This is a genomic window from Nocardioides marmoribigeumensis, from assembly GCF_031458325.1.
GTDB classification, from domain to species: Bacteria; Actinomycetota; Actinomycetes; order Propionibacteriales; family Nocardioidaceae; genus Marmoricola_A; species Marmoricola_A marmoribigeumensis.
The window spans coordinates 3,272,393-3,294,512 of record NZ_JAVDYG010000001.1; the positions used below are offsets into that span (position 1 = coordinate 3,272,393).

The 22,120-nt window shown below is 74.4% G+C and carries 19 protein-coding genes; 7 read left to right on the forward strand and 12 right to left on the reverse strand.

The features are described 5' to 3' along the window. Nucleotides 1-57: 57 nt before the first annotated feature. Together J2S63_RS15600 and J2S63_RS15605 are read left to right on the forward strand one after the other, a co-directional pair. On the forward strand, nucleotides 58-666 hold the full coding sequence (locus tag J2S63_RS15600) for a TetR/AcrR family transcriptional regulator (RefSeq protein ID WP_310304065.1): 609 nt from the start codon (nucleotides 58-60) through the stop codon (nucleotides 664-666). 282 nt (nucleotides 667-948) lie between these two features. Then, entirely contained in the window at nucleotides 949-1,587 is a 639-nt protein-coding gene (locus J2S63_RS15605) for a response regulator (protein WP_310304067.1), read from the forward strand. 36 nt (nucleotides 1,588-1,623) lie between these two features. Here J2S63_RS15605 and J2S63_RS15610 read toward each other — a convergent pair whose 3' ends face one another. Continuing rightward, nucleotides 1,624-2,019 (reverse strand): FAD synthase family protein, encoded by a 396-nt coding sequence (locus J2S63_RS15610; protein ID WP_310304069.1) that lies wholly within the window; start codon nucleotides 2,017-2,019, stop codon nucleotides 1,624-1,626. Between the two features lie 35 nt (nucleotides 2,020-2,054). Here J2S63_RS15610 and J2S63_RS15615 point away from each other — a divergent pair, with 35 nt between their 5' ends. The 4 genes from J2S63_RS15615 (at nucleotide 2,055) to J2S63_RS15630 (ending at nucleotide 5,636) form a co-directional block, all read left to right on the forward strand. After that, a complete protein-coding gene (locus J2S63_RS15615) occupies nucleotides 2,055-3,314 on the forward strand; it encodes a DUF445 domain-containing protein (RefSeq protein WP_310304071.1) in 1,260 nt (419 codons plus the stop codon). Continuing rightward, nucleotides 3,311-3,586 (forward strand): RNA-binding S4 domain-containing protein, encoded by a 276-nt coding sequence (locus J2S63_RS15620; RefSeq protein WP_310304073.1) that lies wholly within the window; start codon nucleotides 3,311-3,313, stop codon nucleotides 3,584-3,586. Before J2S63_RS15615 ends, J2S63_RS15620 begins: the two co-directional genes overlap by 4 nt. A gap of 404 nt (nucleotides 3,587-3,990) precedes the next feature. Then, the gene (locus tag J2S63_RS15625; protein ID WP_310304075.1) at nucleotides 3,991-4,515 is read left to right on the forward strand and encodes a hypothetical protein; all 525 of its coding nucleotides are present in this window, start codon (nucleotides 3,991-3,993) and stop codon (nucleotides 4,513-4,515) included. Nucleotides 4,516-4,925: 410 nt separating this feature from the next. Further along, nucleotides 4,926-5,636 (forward strand): response regulator, encoded by a 711-nt coding sequence (locus tag J2S63_RS15630; protein WP_310304077.1) that lies wholly within the window; start codon nucleotides 4,926-4,928, stop codon nucleotides 5,634-5,636. Between the two features lie 145 nt (nucleotides 5,637-5,781). Here J2S63_RS15630 and J2S63_RS15635 read toward each other — a convergent pair whose 3' ends face one another. The 3 genes from J2S63_RS15635 to J2S63_RS15645 all read right to left on the reverse strand — a co-directional run bounded on the left by J2S63_RS15635 (nucleotide 5,782) and on the right by J2S63_RS15645 (nucleotide 8,151). Continuing rightward, complete coding sequence (locus J2S63_RS15635) at nucleotides 5,782-7,221, reverse strand: hypothetical protein (protein ID WP_310304079.1); 1,440 nt, start codon at nucleotides 7,219-7,221, stop codon at nucleotides 5,782-5,784. A gap of 100 nt (nucleotides 7,222-7,321) precedes the next feature. Then, nucleotides 7,322-7,690, reverse strand: a complete 369-nt coding sequence (locus J2S63_RS15640) for an FKBP-type peptidyl-prolyl cis-trans isomerase (RefSeq protein WP_310304081.1) — start codon at nucleotides 7,688-7,690, stop codon at nucleotides 7,322-7,324. A 29-nt stretch (nucleotides 7,691-7,719) separates the two neighbouring features. Beyond that, nucleotides 7,720-8,151: a CBS domain-containing protein gene (locus tag J2S63_RS15645; RefSeq protein WP_310304083.1), complete on the reverse strand. Its 432-nt coding sequence runs from the start codon at nucleotides 8,149-8,151 to the stop codon at nucleotides 7,720-7,722. 106 nt (nucleotides 8,152-8,257) lie between these two features. Between J2S63_RS15645 and J2S63_RS15650 the strand changes: the two genes are divergently transcribed. Beyond that, nucleotides 8,258-9,028 (forward strand): hypothetical protein, encoded by a 771-nt coding sequence (locus J2S63_RS15650; RefSeq protein ID WP_310304085.1) that lies wholly within the window; start codon nucleotides 8,258-8,260, stop codon nucleotides 9,026-9,028. On the opposite strand, the gene J2S63_RS15655 is transcribed toward J2S63_RS15650, so the two are convergent. Genes J2S63_RS15655 through J2S63_RS15690 form a run of 8 tightly spaced genes read right to left on the reverse strand, consistent with a single transcriptional unit; the run spans nucleotide 8,997 to nucleotide 22,001 of the window. After that, nucleotides 8,997-9,683, reverse strand: coding sequence for an ABC transporter ATP-binding protein (locus J2S63_RS15655; RefSeq protein WP_310304087.1), 687 nt, complete (start codon nucleotides 9,681-9,683; stop codon nucleotides 8,997-8,999). The two genes, J2S63_RS15650 and J2S63_RS15655, sit on opposite strands and share 32 nt — an antisense overlap. After that, a complete protein-coding gene (locus tag J2S63_RS15660) occupies nucleotides 9,680-10,606 on the reverse strand; it encodes an ABC transporter ATP-binding protein (protein WP_310304089.1) in 927 nt (308 codons plus the stop codon). Before J2S63_RS15660 ends, J2S63_RS15655 begins: the two co-directional genes overlap by 4 nt. After that, entirely contained in the window at nucleotides 10,606-13,323 is a 2,718-nt protein-coding gene (locus J2S63_RS15665; RefSeq protein WP_310304091.1) for an ABC transporter permease, read from the reverse strand. The genes J2S63_RS15660 and J2S63_RS15665 overlap by 1 nt, the downstream gene beginning before the upstream one ends. Beyond that, nucleotides 13,320-15,917: an FtsX-like permease family protein gene (locus J2S63_RS15670; RefSeq protein WP_310304093.1), complete on the reverse strand. Its 2,598-nt coding sequence runs from the start codon at nucleotides 15,915-15,917 to the stop codon at nucleotides 13,320-13,322. Before J2S63_RS15670 ends, J2S63_RS15665 begins: the two co-directional genes overlap by 4 nt. Next, nucleotides 15,914-16,816: a histidinol-phosphatase gene (hisN, locus tag J2S63_RS15675; protein WP_310304096.1), complete on the reverse strand. Its 903-nt coding sequence runs from the start codon at nucleotides 16,814-16,816 to the stop codon at nucleotides 15,914-15,916. The genes J2S63_RS15670 and hisN overlap by 4 nt, the downstream gene beginning before the upstream one ends. A 10-nt stretch (nucleotides 16,817-16,826) precedes the next feature. After that, nucleotides 16,827-17,846 carry a ribosome small subunit-dependent GTPase A gene (gene rsgA / locus J2S63_RS15680; protein ID WP_310304098.1) on the reverse strand — a complete coding sequence of 340 codons (1,020 nt, stop codon included), beginning with the start codon at nucleotides 17,844-17,846 and terminating at the stop codon, nucleotides 16,827-16,829. Continuing rightward, nucleotides 17,843-19,129: a 3-phosphoshikimate 1-carboxyvinyltransferase gene (aroA, locus tag J2S63_RS15685; protein WP_310304101.1), complete on the reverse strand. Its 1,287-nt coding sequence runs from the start codon at nucleotides 19,127-19,129 to the stop codon at nucleotides 17,843-17,845. Before aroA ends, rsgA begins: the two co-directional genes overlap by 4 nt. Before the next feature lie 52 nt (nucleotides 19,130-19,181). After that, the gene (locus J2S63_RS15690; protein ID WP_310304104.1) at nucleotides 19,182-22,001 is read right to left on the reverse strand and encodes a sigma-70 family RNA polymerase sigma factor; all 2,820 of its coding nucleotides are present in this window, start codon (nucleotides 21,999-22,001) and stop codon (nucleotides 19,182-19,184) included. Nucleotides 22,002-22,120 lie beyond the last annotated feature (119 nt).

Here is a 22,120-nt window from a genome sequence, read left to right on the forward strand (position 1 = left end):
GACGGACGGGCCCGGTATCCCGATTCCGGGGGAACTCGGACCCGTAGGCTGGCGACCGTGACCCAGCGACTGAGCCGCGCCGAGAGCCAGGCCCTCACCCGGCAGCGGCTCGTCGAGGTCGCCCGCGACCTGTTCCTGCGCGAGGGCTACGCCAAGACCTCCCTGGAGCGGGTCGCCGAGGAGGCCGGCTTCTCCAAGGGGGCGGTCTACAGCAACTTCGGCGGCAAGGACGACCTCTGCCTGGCCGTGCTCGACTCGATCCAGGGTGAGGTGGCCGACGCGGTGCTGCACGCCCTGGGCGACGCGGCGAGCTTCGAGGAGGCGCTGGCGGCCTTCGACCTGTGGGCCGACAAGCGGCTCGGGGACCCCGACTGGTCGGCGCTGGAGGCGGAGTTCGCCGCACGCAGCCGCCGCGACCCGGTGCTCCGGGCGGCGCTGCGCGAGCGCAACGCCCGGCTGCACACGATGCTGGCCGGCGCGCTCGCGGGGACCGCCGACCGGCACCACCTGGCGTTCCGCATCCCGGTCGAGGAGGCCGCGCACGCCCTGCTCAGCATGGCGATCGGGCTCGGGCTGCAGCGCGCGATCACCCCGGCCCTCGACGTCGGGACGATCACCGACGTCGCCCGCGCCCTGGTCGAGGAGCTGCCGACCCCCCAGGGGTGAGGGCATCACCTGGACCTTGGTCCCGCCAAGAGGGGAAGGACTGCCCACCGCACCGCTCGGTAAAGCCGGTCATCATGGACTCAAGGCCGGTTGCCTCTCCCAACAACTGGACGTCGTCTCTGTTCTGGCGCGCGGACTCTCCCACCGCGTGATGAGACCCCTCGGGCCGATCCCTCGCGGATCGGCCCGAGATATTTTTCCGCACCCCATTCCGGTCTGGTCAGGCGCGTCACGGCTAACATGAGCCGTGTCCGCGTGTCACCCGCCGAACGAAGGATGCTCATGAGCGTCGTACGCGTGTTCCTCCTGGACGACCACGAGGTCGTGCGTCGAGGTCTCAAGGACCTCTTCGACTCCGAGGAGGGCTTCGAGGTCGTCGGCGAGTCCGGCTCCGCCAAGGACGCCGAGGCACGCATCCCGGCGCTCCGTCCCGACGTCGCGGTGCTCGACGGTCGCCTGCCCGACGGCAGCGGCGTCGACGTCTGCCGCTCGATCCGGTCGGTGGACCCCTCGATCCGCGCGATCATCCTGACGTCCTACGACGACGACGAGGCGCTGTTCGCCGCGATCATGGCCGGCGCCGCGGGCTACGTGCTGAAGCAGATCGTGGGCAACGACCTGCTCGACGTCGTCCGCAAGGTCGCCGAGGGCCAGTCGCTGCTCGACCCGGCCGTCACCCAGCGGGTGCTGGACCGGCTGCGCGACGGGGGTGCCTCGGAGCCCCAGGAGCTGCGCTCGCTCACCCCGCAGGAGCGCCGCATCCTCGAGCTGGTCGCCGAGGGCCTGACCAACCGCCAGATCGGCGAGCAGCTGTTCCTCGCCGAGAAGACGGTGAAGAACTACGTGACCAGCATCCTGACCAAGCTCGGCCTCGAGCGCCGCACGCAGGCCGCGGTGCTCGCCTCCAAGCTGCTCAACTGACCCCGTCGGTCAGCGCGCCCGTCCCGGGCGTCCGGCTCACGGCCCTGTCGAGATCTTCTCGATCAGGGCCGTCGTGCTGATGGCCGGCGTGCGGGGGAGGTACTCCACCCGGCAGACGTCGCCGAACTCGTCGAACTTGCCGGCCCAGTCGTCGCCCATGACGAGCACGTCGGCGGCGTACTGCAGGATGTAGTCCCGCTTCTGCTCCAGGCTCTCCTCGACGAACACCTCGTCGACGCACTTCAGGGCGGCCACGATCTCCAGGCGCTCGGCCTCGGAGAAGACCGGCAGGCGGTCCTTCTTGCGCAGGTTGAGCGCATCGGCCGAGACCCCGACCACCAGGCGGTCGCCGAACGCGCGGGCGCGCTCCAGCACGCGCAGGTGCCCCACGTGGAAGACGTCGAAGGTGCCGAAGGTGATCACGGTCGTCATGCGCCGGAGTCTAGGGGCCCGATAGTTTGCTCCTGATGTCCGCACCAAGCCTGGCCTCCAGCCCCGACCTCGACGCCGAGCGTCGCCGTGCGCTGCGCCGCATGCGCTCCCTGGCGGTCGGCCTCCTGGTGTTCGCTGCCCTCGTCTACCTCGTCACGCTCGGGCAGGAGGGCTTCCTCGGCTTCGTCAACGCCGGCGCCGAGGCGTCCATGGTCGGTGCGATCGCGGACTGGTTCGCCGTCGTCGCGCTGTTCAAGCACCCGCTGGGACTGCCCGTGCCGCACACGGCGCTCATCCCCGAGCGCAAGGCGATGCTCGGGCGCAGCCTCGAGGAGTTCGTCGGGGAGAACTTCCTCTCCGACGAGATCGTGGCCAACCACGTGCTGGAGGCCCAGCCGTCGGCCAAGGCCGGGGAGTGGCTCTCGCACGAGGAGCACTCACGCCGCGTGGTGCTGGAGGCCGCCGACCTCCTCGGCCTCGCGCTGCGCCGGGTGCGCGACGAGGACGTCGCCGACCTGATCCAGAGCGCGCTCGTGCCGCGCTTCAAGGAAGAACCGATCAGCCCCCTGGCCGGTCGCCTGCTGGAGGAGGTCGTCGAGGACGGTGCGCACCACGGCCTGGTCGACCTGCTGCTCGAGGAGGCCGGTCGCTGGCTCGAGGGCAACGAGCAGACCTTCCACGAGGTCGTGGTCGAGCGCGCGCCCTGGTGGGCCCCGGACTCGGTCAACGAGCGGGTGATCCGCCGCCTGCACGCCGAGCTGGTCACCTGGATCGGTGACATCCGCCGCGAGCCCTACCACCGCTCCCGCCTGGCCCTGGACCGGGTGCTGCGCCAGGTCGCGCAGGACCTGCTCACCGACGAGCCGACGATCGAGCGGATGGAGCGGTTCAAGGTCCGCATGCTCGAGCACCCGCAGACCTCGGCGACCTACATCTCCTTGTGGAACGCCCTGCGCCGCGCGCTCGTCCAGGCCCTCGACGACCCCGACGGCGAGCTCGTACGCCGGGGTGTGAGCGAGCTGCAGGCGTTCGGCGAGCGGCTGTGCGGCGACGAGGGTCTGCGCGCCCGGCTCGACAAGCGGGCCTCCGACCTCGCGGTGTTCCTGGTGGACCGCTACGGCCGCGAGCTGACCTCGGTGATCACCCACACCATCGACGAGTGGGACGGTCAGGAGGCCTCGCGCAAGATCGAGCTGCACGTCGGCAAGGACCTGCAGTTCATCCGGATCAACGGCACGATCGTCGGCGGGCTCGTCGGCGTGCTCATCCACGCGGTGTCGGTGGCGCTCTCATGAGGCTGGCAGGACGGCGGCGCAGCCGCGAGCCCGAGCCGCGCGTGGTGTCGATCCAGGACGACGTGATCCGGCTCGGCCAGTTCCTCAAGCTCGCCGGCCTGGTCGACAGCGGGGCCGAGGCCAAGGAGGTCATCGCCGACGGTCTCGTCGAGGTCGACGGACAGGTCGACACCCGCCGCGGGGCACAGCTCCGAGCGGGAGCCGTCGTGTCCCTGCGCGGAGAGCGGGTCCGGGTCGGGGAGCCCGGCGAGGAGCCCGACGTCCCCTGGTGAGGCGGCTGCTGCCTCGGCCAGGCACGTGTGGGCGCGCGCCAGGCGAGCTGTCATGCCGATGGTCGCTCGCGAAGAAAGGTTCGGCGGATCGGGTCCGAGTTCGGCGGATGCCGACATCCGACCACGGACAACCGGTGTCCGGATCCGCCGAACAGTGCACGGATCCGCCACACCTCGGCGGGCCGTGCCCATCATCCGTGAGAACGGGAAACGACTGATCCCCGATCCGCTGGGCGACTGGGTACGGATCGGACCCCGCAGCGAGGCCCGAGTCGCACCCAACCTCCTGCCCGACCATGCCGCGATCCGAGCGGTCAGGAGTGCGGCCGATCGGGGTCGACGGTGCTGCTCCGGCCGTCTTGCACGCTCGACAAGAACGGGATCACGTACGTTATCCATCTCCCATGACCCTGTACGCGGACCTGACTGAGCAGCAGGCGGCGGCTGCTCTCGAGGAATTCCTGGAGGAGCGGCCCGCTGCCCTGCGGCATCTCGTGCTCGCCGTGGGCGATGCGGTCGAGTTGGACCACTCGGTCAGGAGCCTCGAGCCGCTGTGGGTGTGGGTGAAGGAGAGGCTCCGGCTCGGGCCGCCCGGGCAGCAGCCCTCCTGGTCGAGGTTGGGGCTGGGAGGTCACGAGCGACTCGATGCGGGCTCTCTCCAGCTTCTCGACGGACTGATCTCTTACGTGGTTGACATCGTCGCGATCGCCGTCCCGGAGGCGACGTGGGAGGTGGCGACTGACCCGCACCCCAAGTTCCTCCACAAGAACCAGCCAATGCTGAGGGCCGGGGCCTGGGAGCAGGTGCCGGCTCGGACGATCGGCAACCTGGGGCGCCAAGTGTTCAGCGACTGGCCGCCGGCCGATGACCGACTCGCGTCGATCGTCGACTTCTGGCTCTTCTGCCTCGCGGAGGTCGCCAACACCTGATCAGGGAGTCAGGGGTCGCGGCGTTCAGTCGATGGTGGCGCTTGCCGTCATGAGACCGCACTTTCGAGAACTCGGGTCTGGCGTCGGTGCCCGGACCGGCTGAGCGCAAGCGCGGGGTTGAGCGGGAGTAGTGGCCAGCGGTGACCGGGACATCGCGTATCGGCGAACTCGCAAAGTTCTCGTGCTGCACCGGAGCACTGGAAGAGGGCTGGGTGGAGGTCCAGCGTGCGGTTGGTCGTGGGAGTTGTACTTGCTCCCGGACAGGGTGCCCAAGGATGTCGAGGCGGCCATCCGCGAGTGGCCACCGGCGACTGCTAAATCCGCCCGCTCATGCCGCGGAGCGTGCACCTCGCCTCCGCCGTTCAATGCATGATCGTCGCGTGCCCGAGTCAGCGTCACAAGGAGAGCTCGTGAGCGTCGTACGCGTGTTCCTCCTGGACGACCACGAGGTCGTGCGTCGAGGGCTGAAGGACCTTGTCGACTCCGAGGCGGGGTTCGAGGTCGTCGGTGAGTCCGGGTCGGCCAAGGACGCCGAGGCGCGCATCCCGGTCCTTCGTCCCGACGTGGCCGTGCTCGAGGTTCGCCTGCGCGACGGCAGCGGCGTCGACGTGTGCCGCTCGATCCGGTCAGCGAACCCCTCGATCCCGGCGATCATCCTGACCTCCTCCGACGACGACGAGGCGCTCTTCGCCGCGATCATGGCCGGCGCCGCAGGCTACGTCATCAAGCAGAAGATCGCAGGCGACCACCTGCTCGCCCTGGTCCGCAAGGTCGCTGAGGGCCAGTCGCTGCTCGACCCAGCCGTGACCCAGCGAGTGCTCGAGCGGCTGCGCGACGGCGGCGCCTCCGAGCCCGCAGAGCTGCGGTCGCTGACTCCGCAGGAACGGCGCATCGTGGAGCTGGTCGCCGAGGGCCTGACCAACCGCCAGATCGGCGAGCAGCTGTTCCTGGCCGAGAAGACGGTCAGGAACTACGTCACCAGCATCCTGACCAAGCTGGGCCTCGAGCGCCGCTCGCCGCTGTGGGGGCCGGACGAGCCCGACGACGGTTCTGCCGGCGTGCGGGAGCCACGAAGGCCGCACCCGGGCGGCGACAGCGGTGCGGCCTACGCCGACGAGTAGGCAGAGACCTGGAGCCCGAGCATCCCTCTACCTCAGGCAGAGCTCGACCACGCCGCAGTCGGGACGACAGCCCGCTCATGCCGCGGCGCGGGCGTGCCTGTACCTCCGGCCCCGAGGTGGGGTCGGACGTGCAGGGCTGGGGCGGTCAGGTGAGGGGTCGGGTGCCGGTGCCGTCGACGAGGTAGTGGTCGTCGAGGGGGGAGGTCCAGTGGTAGGCGCCGGGGTCGTCGGGGAGTCGGCGGTAGCGCCAGCCGCCGTGCGTTTTCACGCGATGGTGGTAGCGGCAGAGTCGGGCGAGGGTGAGGTCGCCGGTCTGGCCGGGTGGCCCGCCGTCATCAGGGTCGAGGTAGGGGTCGATGTGGTCGCGGTCTGCGCGGACCCGTCGGTTGCAGAAGGGGAAGACGCAGAGGTGGTCGCGCAGGTCGACCCTGTCCTTGATGTGGGCGGGGGCCTCGTGCTCGTCGACGGCGTGGTGGTCGTTGAGGTTGATCACCGGGGTGACCTTGACCTTCACGCCGGGGGCGAGCTCTGAGATCCAGCGTTCGACCGCGGCCTTGGCGACCGGGGAGGCGGCCCAGGGCAGGCCGGAGGTCTGGACCCGGGCGGTCTCGGTGGAGGTGTGCAGGTGGATGTGGATCGGGCGGTCGAGGCCGAGTGGTGTGCGGCGTCGCCGGGGTCGGCGGTCACCCTCGCCGTGGGTCTCGAGGGCGTCGTGGGCGGCGGCGCTGAGGTCGAGGGAGTACTGCGGGTCGGCGATGATCCCGACCGCCTTGGCCATGCGGACCTGCTCCGACGACTCATCGCCCAGGACCTCCAGCTCGGCGGCCTTGGTGGTGAGGGCGTCCTTGAAGGCCAGCACGTCGGGGGTGTCGGCCACGCCACCGAACCGCGCGGTGCCACCGGTGCCGGTGCTCTGCTCGAGGGAGCCGGGCTCGAGCTCGAACCACACGCCACGGCTCTCGCCGGCGGCCTCGGCCTCGGCGGCGGCGCGGTCGGGGTCGAAGCGCAGGACCGCGGCGTCGACGGCGGCCTTGATCCGGGTGGTCGACAGCTTGTGCAGGTGGGCGGCCAGGTGCCGGTCGACGTGCTCGGCGGCCTCCGGGGACAGGGTGCGGGCGCGGCGTGCCACGAGGCGGGCCTTCCACACCGGGACGGCCAGCGCGACGACGCGGGCCCAGGTGCGGGGCAGGCGCTCGCGCAGCTCGAGGGCGTCCTCGACCAGGTCGCGGGCGGTGGTGTCGGGGACCTGGAGGGTGGTGGCGAGCTCGGCCAGGGCGTACTCGTCGACCGGGATCCCCGACATGTCGACCGGGCAGGTGTCCCAGGCGGCGAGTCGCGGAGCCGGGAGCATCCCCGCCGCGACGCTCAGCAGGTGATCAGCGGCATCGGTGCGGTGCAGGTCGGCCCACTCGGTGACCGCGACGAGCTCGTCGGCCTCAGCCGCGCGGATGTCGGCCCGGCGCTGGGCGACCCGGTCCAGCAGGCCCCGCCGCAGCGTGGACCGCGCGTCACGGGAGGTCTCGTCGGCAGCCAGGGACGCCTGCACCCACTCGGGGCCCAGGTCGGTGGCGGCTGCTGCGGTCATGAAGCCATCACACCAGCGGCCACCGACATTTCCGGTGCCGCTCAGCCGGGACTTTCACCACTGTGCAAAGTAATTCCCAGTCCATTGGGGGCGGGCGGGGTCAGCTCACGCGGAGCAGGTCCACCACGAAGATCAGGGTCTCGCCGGGCTTGATCAGGCCGCCGGCGCCGCGGTCGCCGTACGCCAGGTGCGGCGGGATGACCAGCTTGCGGCGACCGCCGACCTTCATGCCCTGGACGCCGGTGTCCCAGCCGGAGATGACCTGGCCGACGCCGAGGCGGAACTGCAGCGGGCTGCCGCGGTCGTAGGAGGCGTCGAACTGCTCCCCGGTGGAGAAGGCGACGCCGACGTAGTGCACGTCGACGGTGGAGCCGGCGGTGGCCTCGGCGCCGTCACCCTCGGTGACGTCGGTGATCTCCAGCTCGGAGGGGGCCGGGCCGTCGGGGAACTCGATCTCGGGCTTGTCCATGGGCGCCACCCTACGGGTGGGCGCGGAGGTCAGGTCTGGTGGACGTAGCTGTCGAGCTGGTCGCGCTCGAACTGCAGGCTGCTGATCTTGTGCTTGACCACGTCGCCGATGCTCACGATGCCGACCAGGGAGCCGCCGGACACCACGGGCACGTGGCGGATGCGGCGCTCGGTCATCACGCCCATCATCTCGTCGAGGTCGGAGTCGGGGTCGCAGGTGTGGACGCTGGCGGTCATGATCGTGGAGACCTCGGCGGACAGCACGTCGGGGTTCTCGTGGAGGCGGCGCACGACGTCACGCTCGGAGACGATGCCGTCGACGCTCCTGCCGTCGTTGCTCACCACGAGGGCGCCGACGTTGTTCTCGGCGAGCAGGGCCAGGAGCTCCCGCACCGTGGCCTGGGGCGCGACGGTGACCACGCCCTGGCTGGGCTTGGCGGCGACGATCTCTCGGATGCGCATGTGCTGTCTCCTCGGGGTCGGGCTCGGGGGTGATCCGAAGGCTAGACCAGGACGGGGGCGCCCGGTAGGGCCGCTCGGCGCTGGTCGGCCTGGCACAATTCGGTCCGTGAGCGCTCCGACGACCCGTCTTCCCGCGAAGCATCTCCAGGGAGCCCGGGCCTCGGACCCCACCTCCCCGCTCGAGCACCGGGGCGTGCTCGCGGCGGTGCTGATGATGGGCTGGCTGACCGTGGTGCTCGCGGTCGACCACGACGGCTCACGCGCCACCCAGCGGGTGCTCGGCGCCCTGACCTGGCTCGTGCTGCTCGGCGCGCTGCGGTTCGCCACCCCGCTCGTGCGGGTGCAGGCGCTGGTCGTGGTCGCGTTCGCGACGGTGGTCGAGTACACCTTCTCGCCGGGGCTGGGGGTCTACCTCTACCGCTTCGGCAACGTGCCGGCGTACGTCCCTCCCGGGCACGGGCTGGTCTACCTCTCCGCGTTCGCCCTCGGGCACGCGCCGTGGGTGCGGGCGCGCCTGCGACCCGTCGGGCTGGCGGTGATGACCGCAGTCGGCGCCTGGGCGCTGTGGGCGCTGGTCGGCCCGCGACCGGACGTGCTGGGGGCGTTCTGGTTCGCCTGCCTGGTGGCGTTCTGGCGGTGGGGCCCCTCGCGCGAGGTGTACGTCGGCGCCGCGTTCGTCGTGACCTGGCTGGAGATCGTCGGGACGCACCTGCGCACCTGGGTGTGGCAGCCGCACGACCCGGTGCTCGGGATCTCGATCGGCAACCCGCCGACGGGGGCCGCCGGTGGCTACGGCTGGTTCGACCTCCTGGCGCTCCTCGTGGCGCCGTGGATCCTGGCGCAGGTCAGGCGGGCGCCACGACCCGTCCGTCGCTGAGCTCGACCACCGCGTCGGCCGACTCGATCAGCGACCGGTCGTGGGTCGCGACGACGACCGTGACGCCCTCGGTGGCGACCACCGACCGCAGCAGGTCCATCACCGCGGCGCCGGTGGCCGAGTCGAGCTGACCGGTGGGCTCGTCGGCGAGCAGCAGGCTCGGCGAGGCGGCCAGCGCGCGGGCCACCGCGACCCGCTGCTGCTGCCCGCCGGACAGCTCGTCGGGACGCTGCTCGGCGTGACGACCCAGGCCGACCAGGTCGAGCAGTCGGTCGACCCGCTCCTCCCGCTCGCGTACGGCGGTGCGGCGCAGGCGCAGCGGGACCCCGACGTTCTCGCGGGCGGTGAGCACCGGCACGAGGGCGAAGCTCTGGAAGACGAACCCGACCCGGTCGCGGCGCAGCCGCAGCAGCCCGTCCTCGTCGAGCCCGGTCACGTCGACGCCGTCGACGCGGACCGAGCCGGCGTCGGGGTGCTCGAGGCCGCCCACGCAGTGCAGCAGCGTGGTCTTGCCCGAGCCCGAGCGGCCGGTGACCGCGACCAGCGCACCGCGGGGCACGACCAACGAGACGTCGTCGAGGGCGACCACCGCCCGGCCGGACCCGGCGGCGTAGGTCTTGCCGAGGCCGCGCGCCTCCACCATCAGGTCGCTCACGACGCGCCTCCCTCGGGGCCGGCGGGCCGGTCGGGCCAGACCCCGATGTGGTCCTCCTCGAGCTCGAGCCGGACCCGCCGGTCCATCTGCAGCGCGGAGGTGAACTCCTGCGGCAGCTGGAGGCGGCCGACCCGGTCGAGGACGGCGTACTCCTGGGCGACCAAGCCCTCGTGACCCGTGTCGTGGCGCAGCACCTCGCTGGAGGTCCGCCCGTCCCGGATGCCGACGGTGCGGCCGACGTGCTCGGAGACGCCCGCGTCGTGGGTCACCACGACGACCGTCACGCCGAGCTCGGTGTTGACCCGTTGCAGGGCGCCGAACACCTCCTCGGCGGTGCGGGAGTCCAGCTCGCCGGTCGGCTCGTCGGCGAGCAGCACCTCGGGCCGGTTGGCCAGGGCGACCGCGATCGAGACGCGCTGCTGCTGACCCCCGGAGAGCTCGCCGGGCCGGCGGTCGCGGACGTCGGCGACCCCGAGCAGCCCGAGCAGCTGCTCGACCCGTTCGTGCCGCTCGTCGCGGCCGGTGCGCGAGGCGAGCAGCGGGAGGAGGACGTTGTCGCACACCGAGAGGTAGGGCACCAGGTTGCGCGCGGTCTGCTGCCACACGAACCCGACGACGTGGCGGCGGTAGCGCAGCCGTTGCCGCCCGCTCATCTCCAGCAGGTCCTGGTCGCCGACCCGGCACAGCCCGGCGGTCGGCTGGTCGAGCCCCGAGAGGATGTTGAGCAGCGTGGACTTCCCGCTGCCGGACGCGCCGATGACCGCGACGAGCTCGCCGCGGTCGACCAGGAGGTCGAGACCCTGCAGCGCGACCACCTCGACCTTGTCGGTGCGGTAGATGCGGATCAGGTTGTCGCACACGATGTGCGCGCCGGCGCCGTACGACGCGGGGTGGTGCCGGCTCTGCGTGGCTGCGGTGCTCATCAGCTCTCCCTGCTCTCGTCGGGTCCTCGTCGTTCGGCGGCGCCGACCAGGGCGGTGGTGACCGCCACCAGGACCAGGAGGCCGCCGGTCAGCAGGGCGGCCGCGGTCAGCGGTGGCTGCACGTCGGGCGGGCCGACGCCGCCGGTGAGCGGGGACAGGTCGACCGCGCCGAGGGCCAGCTCGACCAGCACGAGCCCCGCCAGCGCGCCGCCGAGGAGCATCGCGAGCGCCGGGGGCGCCTGCTCGGTGAGCGCGAGGCGCAGCGACTCGCGCCGGGACGCGCCGAGCCGGCGCAGCACGGCGGTGTCACGCCGCCGGGTGGGAGCGGCGAGCACGAGGGCCAGCACGGTCGCCAGGACCGCGTAGAGCAGCGCGGCCGGCACGACCAGCGCGAACAGGTCGCGGGTCGACCCGACGAACGGCGACTCCTGCACCCGGGTGAGCGCCGCCCGCCGGTCGGTCACCTGGTGCGGCTGGCCGCTGCGGCTGACGATCGCGTCGAGCTGCTCGGCGAGCCCGGGGGCGCCCGCCACGAGGATCGTGTTGGGGCGGACGGGTGCGCTCTCCCTCGCCTGCACGGCCGCCAGGTCGGCCACGACCGCGGGACGGCCGTCGTCGAGCGGGAAGCGGTCCACGGTCGCGCGCACGTCGAGCCCGGACTCGCCGAGCCCGCCGCCGAGGTCGGCCGTGGGGGAGCGCGGGTCGAGGACCTCCGCCGCCGCGGCGGTCGCCAGGACGGGCAGCGGGTCGTCCTTGCCGCCCGGGTCCTCGGCCAGGCCGCGCAGGGTGTCGAGGTCGGCCACCGTGCCGGGGGCCCCGGCCAGGACGCGGGCGTAGGCGCGGGTGTCGACCGCGGCCGAGACCCCGGGCACCCCGCGGTCGCGGGTGTCGGTGAGCTCGGCGTCGGTGCGGACGAACGCGGTGGCCACGGCCCGCACGCCGTCGAGGTCCTCCACGGCGGCCAGGATCTCCGGGGGGATGAAGGTGGCCTGCACGCGGTAGTCGGCGCCCACCTCCCGCCACGTCCCGGTCACCTGGGCGGAGTCGACCGACCGCACCGCGCCGGTGGCGAACACCGCGAAGCACAGGGCGACGAGCAGGGCGGCCAGCGGCGCGGCCAGGACGGCCGGCTGCCGGGCCGCGCGGGCCAGGCCGAGGAACGACACCAGGCCGCGGCTGCGGCTCCGGGCTGCGGCCAGCCGGTCGACGAGCAGGGGCAGCAGGCGCAGGAGGACCGCCGCGAGGGCGAGCGCCACGAGCACGGGCGCGGCGGCGAGCAACGGGTCGACCCCGGCGCCGCCCTCGTCCTCCGCGCTGCTGCGGGACCGCAGCAGCACCACGCCGGCCGCGGCGAGGACGACCAGCCCGGCCTCGAGGACCGGCCGGAGGGCCGGCGTACGACGGTGGGCCGCCGTGCGCCACCACGTCGCGACGGCGCACGAGGCGACCGCCCAGACACCGACCCCGGCGGCCAGGAGCAGGTCGCGGCCCCCGACGTCGCGACCGACCAGCGCGTGCGCCAGTCCACCCCCGAGCGCGGCGGCGGGCAGCACCGTCGCCGCGACGCCGAGCGCGACGACCGCGACGGCCTGGGCGACCGAGGCGCCGCGGGCGCGGGCCAGCGCGAGCACCGGCGACCGGCGTACGACGACCACGACGCCGGCCAGCGACATCACCAGCAGGGCCACGACGGACAGGCCGGCCACGACGACCGCCACCAGCGAGGAGGCGGTGCGCACCGACGCGAGGTGGCCGGAGAGGAGGTCCACCAGCCCGCTGCCCATGGCGACCGTGGGCTCGCGGTAGGTCTCCTGCTCCAGCGGGATCCGCGTGCTCGGGGCGCGCGCGACCGAGGAGCGGACGGCGGCCAGCACCTGCGCCGCCGAGCCGGGCTCGATGGTCGACGGGTCGACCGGGTAGTGCCACTCGTAGCGCAGCGTCCCCACCGCGCGGCGCAGGCGCTCGAGCTGGGAGTCGTCGACCAGGACGGCACCGACCTCGGCGAGCAGCGCGCCCTCGGGCGTGTAGCGCTCGCCGTTGTGCAGGACCTGCGGGAGGTAGTCCCAGCGTGGGTCGTCCGGGTCGGGCGCCTCGAACGTGCCGGTGAGGCGGACCGCGAAGTCGCCGATGCCGCCCGGCTGCGGGCTGAGCGCGTGGACGACGTAGGTGCGTCCGACGACGAGGTCGAGCACGTCGGCGACGTCGGCCGAGGCGGCCACCTCGACGGCCGGGAGCGTGCCGCCGCTGGTCCGGGCCGTCGCCGGGCCGCTGCCGTCGGGCGCCCGGCCTCGCACCCAGCGGACGTCGTCGAGCAGCCCGGGCTGGTGCGCCGGCTGGAGCCAGCTGAACGGCTGGGGCCGCAAGTGCCCGCCGGTCACGGTGAAGGTGTCGAAGGGGTTGGCCTGGGCGGTGCGCACCGGTGTGGTCACCCGGGGCGTCAGGACGGGCCCGAGGTTGCCGCGCAGCACGTCGTCGACGGCCTCGAGCTGGGTCGAGGGGGCGGTGTTGGTGGTGGAGGCACCCAGGTCCAGCTCGGCGGGCGCGGCCCGGGCGAGCGTCTCGCGCAGGGCGTCGTCCTCGGCCGCGGCGACCTGTCGGGGGACCGCGGCGAGGAGGAAGGCGGTGAGCAGCACCAGCAGGGTGAGCGCCGCGAGCGGGCCGGCCTCGGCGCGGTCCTGGGCGGCGACCAGGCGCAGGCGGGGGAGCGCGCGCCTCACGTCGTCTCCCGGAGGTCGGTGCCCAGCGGGCGGCGTGCGACCCGGGCGGCGGCGACGGCGGCCAGGGCGACGAGCGCGAGGAGCGCGAGGGCGAGGCCGCCGGCCAGCAGCAGCCAGGGCGCCACGGCCTGCGCGGGCGGCGAGGGGAGGACGCCGGAGTCGGCCAGGACCAGCCGCCCGAGGAACAGGCGTACGGCGAGCCAGCCGGTCGCTGCCCCCAGGAGGGTCGAGGCGACCAGGAGCGCACCGCGCTCGAGGGCGACCGCGAGGACCAGGCGCTGCCGGGACAGCCCCTGCGCCCGCAGGGAGGCCAGCTCGCGCCGGCGCACCCGCAGCGTGGTGGCGGTGTCGCTGACCGAGGCGAGCACGCCGAGCATGCCGGCCGCGACGAGCGCGAGGACCGAGCCGGCGAGCAGGCCGGTGCCGACCGGGCCGGAGCGGAGACGGTCGGCGACCGCGTCGCGGGCGAGGACGGTCGCCGCGGGCGCGATGCGGTGCGCGGCCTCGCGGACGGCGGAGACGCCGGCGCCGGTCCACACCTCGGTGTCGTCGCTGGACAGGCCCCGGGCGGGCGGTCCGCCGAGGACGGCGGCCAGGGCCCGGCTGTCGACCAGTAGCGCCGGCTCGGCCGGGGCGGCGGTGGGCAGGGCGGGCAGCACCCCGACCACGCGGACCGGGACGTTGCGGTCGGCCAGCTGGAGCGACACGGTGTCGCCGTCACCGGCCTGGGCGGCGACCGAGGGGCTCACCAGCGCGGGCACGTCGTCCGAGCCGGGGCGGAGCCGCGCGAGCAGGCCCGGCCAGCTCCCCGCCACCGGGGCCTCGAGCACCTCGCCGGCCCGGTCGGGGACCACGAGCACGGTGCCGGTGCCGCTGGGGAGGCCGGCCGAACGTCGCTGCACGACCACGCCGCCGACCTGCTGGGCCAGGTCGTCGGCCTGCGCCGTGCTCAGCCCGGTCACCCGGACGCGCGCGGCCGTCGTCACCGCGGCCTGGTCGTCCTGCGACGCCGCCCACGAGGTGACCAGCCCGGCCAGGAGGACCGTGACCGCGGCGGCCAGCCCGGTGGTGACCAGCGACGAGCGCTGCTGCTCCACCCGCCGGGTCAGCTCCCACCCCACGACCGAGGGGAGCAGCCCGCGCGTGCGGCCCACCCAGCCGCCCGCCACCCGGGTGAGCAGCGGCAGGAGCCGGGCCGCCAGCAGGAGCACCGCCAGCACCACGAGGGTCGGGGCGGCCGCCCTCGCGGTCGGGTCGGACGAGGCCTGCTGCCAGGCGACCAGGGCGAGCACCAGGACCAGCACCTCGACCACCTCGCGGGGACGCGGGACCAGCCGACGCCAGCCGGAGCGCGTGCGTGGGTCGCCGCCGCCGGCGTGACCGGCCGCGCGGGTGAGCAGCACGACCCCGACCAGCGCCGCCGCGGCCGCCCACAGCCAGTCGCGGGGCTCGAGCGAGATGGCCACCCCCGAGGTCCCGGTCGCGCCGACCACCGCGCGGACCAACGGCGCGGCGAGCCACGGGCCGACCGCCAGCACGGCGGCCCCGATCGCCAGCATCTCCGCCCCGGCGGCGCCGAGGACCTGGGCGCGGGAGTGCCCGCGCGACTCCCGCAGGGCCACGTCGGGGGCCCGGGCCTCCGCGACGACCCGGGCGGCGAGCACCAGCGAGGCGACGGCCAGCGCGAGCAGCAGCAGCGTGGGGACCACGACCGAGGTGCGGGCCGCGGTGAGCGAGGGGCCCAGGGCGAGCAGCACGTCGTCGAGGCTCGTGACCACCCGCGGGTCGGGCAGGGCGTCGGCCAGGTCGTCGGCGCCGTCCTCCTCGAGCGCGTCCACCCGGCCCCGGACGGAGTCCAGCTCGGCGGTGGAGAGCCGGGCCAGCGCCGGCGCCGAGACCCACGAGACCCGCGGGTCGACCAGCGTCCCCACCCCCCCGTCGGGGGTGTCGTCGGGCAGCAGCAGCGGCCCGAAGGTGCGGAAGCCGCCGTCGTCGACCCGCCCGACCGGGCCGAGCGGGTCCTCGGCCCAGAACCCGCTCTCGGGGTCGGTCGGCGTCCACACGCCCGACACGGTGAGGCGCCGCGATCGGTCGTCCTGCCCGACCAGGGTCAGGGCCTCGCCGACCCGCAGGCCCAGGTCCGAGGCCGCGGCGCGGGGCACGGCCACCTCGTCCGGGTCGCCCGGCCAGTCGCCGCCGGTGAGCCGCGCGTGCGCGCGGACCCCGGCGTACACCCCGAGGACGAGGCGGTCCCGCTCGGCCGCGCCGCGCAGGGCGTACGACGAGGAGACCGTGCGCCGCTGCACGCGCGCCGGGGCGGGGGAGACCGCGGTCGCGAGCGCCCGTCGTACGGCGGTGTCGGCGGCGGCCACCCCCGGGGCGTCCTCGGGGTTGCCGGACACGACGACCACCCGCTCGACGGCCGGGGCGCGGCCGAGGCCGGCGCGGATGCCCGACTGGGAGGCGACGCGCAGCGCCACCCCACAGGCGGTGACCAGGACGACCGTGACCAGCAGGACGGCGGCCGCGACCGCGAGGACCTCTCGCTGCGCGGACGCGCGGCGCCACACCAGGCGGACGGGGTCCGGACTCACAGGGGCGGGAGCTCCGGGCGCCGCCGTGCGCTGAGGTCGTGCAGGGTGCCCTCGCGGCCCTGGTGCTCGGGCTCGGCCGGCGTCTCGGGCGCGGGCCGGTCACCCGGCTCGCGCACGGCGCCGAGGAAGCCCAGCACGGTGTCGTGGAGGATCCCGTTGGTCGCCAGGGCGTTGCCGCCGGTCGGTCCGTCGCGGCCGTCGAGGCTGCTGAACCGGCCCCCGGCCTCCCGCACGATCACGTCGAGGGCGGCCATGTCGTAGAGCTCCAGCTCGGGCTCGGCGGCGATGTCGACCGACCCCTCGGCCACCATCATGTAGCTCCAGAAGTCGCCGTAGGCCCGCGTGCGCCAGCACCGCCGCGCCAGGGCGAGGAAGTCGTCGAGCTGGCCGGACTCCTCCCAGCCGTCGAGCGAGGAGTAGGACAGCGAGGCGTCGGTCAGCGAGCCCACGTCGGAGACCCGGCACGGCGTCGCCTTGTAGAACGAGCGGCCGGTGAACGTGCCGCCGTCGCGCATCGCCCACCAGCGGCGGTTGAGCTGGGGCGCGGAGACCACGCCGACGACGACCTCGTCCTCGACCATCAGGGAGATCAGCGTGGCCCAGACGGGGACGCCTCGCACGAAGTTCTTGGTGCCGTCGATCGGGTCGACCACCCACCGGCGCTGGCTCGCGCCGCTGCTGCCGTGCTCCTCGCCGAGGACCGCGTCACGGGGGCGGGCCCTGGACAGCGTGCGCCGGATGCCCTCCTCGACCGCGCGGTCGGCGTCGGTGACCGGGGTGAGGTCGGGCTTGGTGTCCACGCGCAGGTCGAGCGCCTGGTAGCGGCTCTGGCTGAGCGAGTCGGCGTCGTCGGCCAGGACGTGGGCGAGCCGCAGGTCGTCGGTGTAGCTCGTGGGCATGAGGGCGAGGCTAGCCGCGCGGGGCGTCGCGGCTCGACAGCAGCCGCCGGTAGGACGACACGCGCGCCTCCTCGACGGTGCCCGCCGCCACGGCCTCGTCGAGCGCGCACTCGGGCTCGGAGGCCGCGTGGGTGCACCCGCGGGGGCAGTCGACGGCCAGGTCGTCGAGGTCGGGGAACGAGCGCAGCAGCGACTGGGGCTGCAGGTGCGCCAGCCCGAACGACCGGATCCCGGGGGTGTCGACGATCCACCCGCCGCCGCTCGCCTCGGGCAGCCGCAGCATGAGCGCCGACGTGGAGGTGTGGCGCCCCCGCCCGGTCACGTCGTTCACCACGCCGACGGCCCGGTGGGCGCCCGGCACGAGCGCGTTGACCAGGGTCGACTTGCCCACGCCGGAGTGCCCCAGGAGCACGCTCGTGCGCCCGACCAGCCGCTCCAGGACCGGGGCGACGTCCGCGCCTCGCTGCGTGACGACGTACGCCACGTCGAGCGGGCGGTAGACCTCCACCAGCGGTGCGGGGTCGGCCAGGTCGGCCTTGGTCAGGCACAGCAGCGGCTCGATGCCCGCGTCGTACGCCGCCGCGATCGCGCGGTCCACCAGGCCGGTGCGCGGCTCGGGCTCGGCCAGCGCGACGACCACGACCAGCTGCTCGGCGTTGGCCACGATGACGCGCTCCACGGGGTCGTCGTCGTCGGCCGTGCGGCGCAGCACCGTCGTGCGCTCCTGGACCTCCACGATGCGCGCCAGGCTGCCCTCGTCGCCGGTGGTGTCGCCGACCAGCCGCACACGGTCGCCCACGACGACGCCCTTGCGGCCCAGCGGCCGCGACTTCATCGCGGTCACCACGCGGTCGGGCTCCTCGCGCAGCCGCACGGTGTAGCGGCCGCGGTCGACGGTGACCACCAGCGCGTCCACCGCGTCGTCGTACGTCGGGCGGTCCTTGGTGCGCGGACGCGTGCGACGGCGGGGCCGGTCGAAGTCCTCCTGGGTGACGTGGTCGTAGGAGTCGCGGGCCGACCGGCGCGTCACGCGTCGGCCCCGGAGCCGGTGACCAGGGCCGACCACGCCTCGGCGAAGCCGGGGAAGGTCTTGGCGGTCGTGGCCACGTCCTCGACCTCGACGCCGGGGACGACGACCCCGAGGAGCGCGCCGGCGTGGGCCATGCGGTGGTCGGCGTAGGTCGCGAACCGGGCGCCGTGCAGCGGCGCCGGCTCGAGGCCGAGCCCGTCGGCGTGCTCGGTGACCCGGCCGCCGAGCCGGGTGAGCTCGCGGTGCAGCGCGGCGAGCCGGTCGGTCTCGTGGCCGCGGATGTGGGCCAGCCCCCGCAGCCGGCTGGGGGAGTCGGCGAGCGCGGCGAGGGCCGCGACGACCGGCGCCAGCTCGCCGATGTCGCGCATGTCGAGGTCGAGCCCGTGCAGGTCGCCGCCGCGGACCGTCAGCCCCTCGTCGTCGAGGCGCACCTCGGCCCCCATGCGGGTCAGGATGTCGCGCAGCCGGTCACCGGCCTGGGTGGTGCGGGCCGGCCACCCCACGACGAGCACCTCGCCCCGGGTCGCCGCCGCCGCCGCCACGAACGGAGCGGCGTTGGACAGGTCGGGCTCGACCGTCACGTCGACCGCGCGCACCGGGCCGGGCGCGACCCGCCACACGTCGGGCTCGGAGTCGTCGACCTCGACACCCCGCTCGCGCAGCACGTCGACGGTCATGTCGAGGTGCGGCTGGGAGGGCACGGGCGGGCCGACGTGGCGCACGACCACGCCCTCGTCGTACGCCGCCCCGGCGAGCAGCAGCGCGGAGACGAACTGGCTCGAGGCCGAGGCGTCGAGGACCACCTCGCCGCCGCGGACCCGCCCGGCGCCCCGCACGGTGAAGGGCAGCGTGCCGCTGCCGCCGTCGTCGACGTCCGCCCCCAGCGCGCGGAGCGCGTCGAGCACCGCAGCCATCGGGCGCGTGCGGGCGTGCGGGTCGCCGTCGAAGGCGGCGGACCCGTTGACCAGGGCGGCCACCGGGGGGACGAACCGCATCACGGTGCCGGCGAGGCCGCAGTCCACCTCGGCGTCGCGCCGCTCACCCCGCACGAGCGGGGTCACGCGCCAGTCGTCGCCCGTCGTGTCGACCGTGGCCCCGAGCGAGCTCAGCGCCCGCGCCATCAGCTCGGTGTCGCGCGAGCGCAGCGCCCGGCGTACGACGCTGGGACCGTCGGCGATCGCGGCCAGGACGAGCGCCCGGTTGGTCAGGGACTTGGAGCCGGGGATCGTGACGCGGCCACGCACCGGGCCCCGGGACGTGGGGGCGCTCCACAGCTCGCTCATCGCGCGGGAGTCTACGCGGCCGCGACCGCGCCGACCGGCCGGCGGTGGGCGCTCAGCGGTGACGGTGGCGGTGGGAGGCGTGGGTGGCCTTGCCGCCGCCACGGCCGGGCCCCTTGCCGGACTTGTTGGCGGACGTGTTGCCGGACTTGTGGTCCGCCTTGTCGTGCCCCTTGGCAAAGGCGTGCCCCGGCTTGCCCTTGTCCTTGGCCTTGGCCTTGGCCTTGCCCTGGTCCTTGGCCGCGCTCTTCTCCGTGCTCGTGCTGGTGCTCGTGGTCGGGCGTGGCGCGACGAGCGGGGAGCGCAGCGGCGAGGTCACCGCGCCGAGCACCGCCGTCGGGTGGGGCAGCGCCGGCAGGCTCGCCCCGACGGAGGGCAGGGTCGGTGCGGGCACCTTGACCGGGGCGCTGGTCACCGGTGCCGACGGCGTGCGCGTGGGCGCCGTGACCGACGGGGCGGGCCGGGTCGGCGCCGTGGTGGGACGCGTGGTGGGACGCGTGGTCGGGCTGCCGACCGTCGGTGCGGACACGGGTGTGCTGGGTCGGGTGCTCGGGGTCGCCGGCGACAGGTTCTTCGGGGCCGGTCGGGTGGTCGAGGTCGTCGCCGCGCGGACGCCGCGCGCGAGCACCCCGCGCACCCGCTGGAGCACGCCGTCGATGTCGAGGATGCCGTCGCCGTCGATGCGCACGGTCGCGGAGTTGTCGGAGGTGTCGGGGTCGGTCTCGCCGAGCAGCGAGGCCGTGACGGTGATCGTCACCTCGTCGTCATCACCGTCGAGGTCCTCGTCCAGCAGGGTCGGGTCGGCGGAGATCACCACCTCGGCGTGGTTGCCGTCGGTGTCGCAGACCAGGCGGGTGGTGCTGTCGTCGGACCAGGCGCACTCGCGGGTGGAGGTGCTCAGGTCGATGTCGCGGCTCTTCTCGAAGTCGAGGACCAGGGGCGCCCGTCTGCCGGCCACGGGGACGTCGTCGACGCGCACGACGAAGCTGCGCCGGTCGCGACTCTTGTCGATCGACAGCGAGATGTCGCGACCGTCGGCAGGCGGGGTCTCGGTCGGGGTCTCGGACGGCGTCTCGGACGGCGTCTCGGAGGGCGTCTCGGAGGGCGTCTCGGACGGCGTCTCGGACGGTTCGTCGGTGGGGGACTCGGTGGCGGTCTCGGACGGTTCGTCGGTGGGGGACTCGGTGGCGGTCTCGGAGGGCTCGTCGGTGGGGGACTCGGTGGCGGTCTCGGAGGGCTCGTCGGTGGGGGACTCGGTGGCGGTCTCGGACGGTTCGTCGGTCGGCGACTCGGTGGCGGTCTGCGACGGCTCGTCGGTCGGGGTCGACCGGGCGGGCCGGAAGGTGAGCCCGGCGGTGGCCAGGGAGGGGTCGGTGACGCTGTAGCCCGGCACGCTCACGGTGAGGGTGAGGGAGTCCTCGGTGAGGTCGTCGGGATAGCTCAGCGGGAGCGTCCAGGTCTCGTCGCCGGTGGCCGCGTCGCGGGCCACGACCTGGCCTGCGGACCGGGCCGAGCCGCTGCCCACGGACCGGGCCGCGGCGGACATCGCGGCGCAGTCGGCGGTGCTCGTCGAGCCGCTGGTCACGGTGCAGACCCCGTCCTGGACCGCGAACGAGGTGAGCCCGCTGGACGAGCCCAGGGCCAGGGTGGCGCTCCGGGCGTCGGCGGGCATCCCGGTCACGCCGACGACCAGGGAGTCGCCGGAGATCTCGGCCCGCACCACGCGGATGTCGGCCCCGGCCATCTCGACCGGAGCCGTGGTCGACGAGGACGTCGAGGGGCTGAGCGAGATGTCGGCCACCACGGAGGCCGGGGGCACCAGGGGCAGCGCCGAGCGCTGCGAGGACGGCCTGCGGCCGGGGACGGTCGGCGCGGACGGAGCGGTGGAGGTCGGTGTGCTGGTCGGGGTGGGGGTGGGGTCGGCCGCGACCTGCTTCTCCGGACCGCCGCCCACGATGAGCGCCGTGGCGACCGCTGCGGCGGCGACCCCGGCGGCAGCGGCGGCGGTCGCGGCGCTGGCGACGCCGTTGCCCAGGACGGCGTCCTTGGCGCGGTCGAGCAGCAGGACGATGCCGCTGCCGGTGGCCCCGGCGCCGCTGGCGAGGTAGCCCGCGCCGAGCGTCCCGAGCAGCAGCGGCGCGATGATCCCGGCCAGGTTGGAGTTCACCTCGGCCAGCTCGAGGTACATCGCGGTGCAGGAGCGGCACTCCTGGAGGTGCCGGTCGACCTTGCCGGCGTCGCGGCGCGACAGGCCGCTGCGGACGTAGCCGCCGAGATTCTCGGCCACCCACTGGCAGTCGGCCTCGGCAGAGGCGCTGAGGTGGGCGGTGAGGAAGGCCTGGCGCAGGCCCTCACGGGCGCGGTAGGCCAGCGCCGAGACCGAGTTGGGGCTCATGCCCAGCAGGGGAGCGATGTCGGCCGGCTTCTGGCCCTCGACCTCCAGGTGCCACAGCACGACCTGCCACCGCTCGGGCAGCGAGGCGAACGCCTTGGCGGCGGCCCCGCTCTCGAACTGCTCCACGGCGGTGTCCCGGAACGGCACGCCGGGGTCGAAGTCCGTCATGTCGTCGGAGGTGGTCAGGCGCGACTGACCACGGATGCGGTCGACGTGCAGGCGTCGGATCGCGGTGAGCAGGTAGGCGCGGAAGGCGATGTCCGGCCCGTGTCCGGCCTGCAGCAGGGCCATCACCTTGGTGAAGGCCTCCGAGACCAGGTCGTCGGCATCGGCGCCGCGCAGCAGCTGCCGGGCCAGGCGGCGGGCAGCGTCGACGTGGCGCGCGTAGAGGACCCCGTACGCCTCGGTGTCCCCGCCGCGGACGGCGGTGATCAGCTCGGCGTCGCCGGGTGCCTCATGGGGCGACAACAGCTCGGTCATGACAGGTCAGGCCACTCAGGACTCCGGTCGAGGGTCAAACTCGCCCTATTCGGACAGGTTCGGACACCGTCACGATATACCGGGACGGTCGGTGTGGGGCAGGTCTGGAAAATCCCCTC

Excerpts from the sequence above, each read along its gene's own strand:
- J2S63_RS15690 (WP_310304104.1), bottom strand. The coding sequence starts at position 22,001 with ATGACCGAGCTGTTGTCGCCCCATGAGGCACCCGGCGACGCCGAGCTG.
- J2S63_RS15625 (WP_310304075.1), top strand. The coding sequence starts at position 3,991 with ATGACCCTGTACGCGGACCTGACTGAGCAGCAGGCGGCGGCTGCTCTC.
- J2S63_RS15620 (WP_310304073.1), top strand. The coding sequence starts at position 3,311 with ATGAGGCTGGCAGGACGGCGGCGCAGCCGCGAGCCCGAGCCGCGCGTG.
- J2S63_RS15640 (WP_310304081.1), bottom strand. The coding sequence starts at position 7,690 with ATGGACAAGCCCGAGATCGAGTTCCCCGACGGCCCGGCCCCCTCCGAG.
- J2S63_RS15605 (WP_310304067.1), top strand. The coding sequence starts at position 949 with ATGAGCGTCGTACGCGTGTTCCTCCTGGACGACCACGAGGTCGTGCGT.
- aroA (WP_310304101.1), bottom strand. The coding sequence starts at position 19,129 with ATGAGCGAGCTGTGGAGCGCCCCCACGTCCCGGGGCCCGGTGCGTGGC.
- J2S63_RS15635 (WP_310304079.1), bottom strand. The coding sequence starts at position 7,221 with ATGACCGCAGCAGCCGCCACCGACCTGGGCCCCGAGTGGGTGCAGGCG.
- hisN (WP_310304096.1), bottom strand. The coding sequence starts at position 16,816 with ATGCCCACGAGCTACACCGACGACCTGCGGCTCGCCCACGTCCTGGCC.
- J2S63_RS15660 (WP_310304089.1), bottom strand. The coding sequence starts at position 10,606 with ATGAGCACCGCAGCCACGCAGAGCCGGCACCACCCCGCGTCGTACGGC.
- J2S63_RS15615 (WP_310304071.1), top strand. The coding sequence starts at position 2,055 with ATGTCCGCACCAAGCCTGGCCTCCAGCCCCGACCTCGACGCCGAGCGT.
- J2S63_RS15645 (WP_310304083.1), bottom strand. The coding sequence starts at position 8,151 with ATGCGCATCCGAGAGATCGTCGCCGCCAAGCCCAGCCAGGGCGTGGTC.
- J2S63_RS15610 (WP_310304069.1), bottom strand. The coding sequence starts at position 2,019 with ATGACGACCGTGATCACCTTCGGCACCTTCGACGTCTTCCACGTGGGG.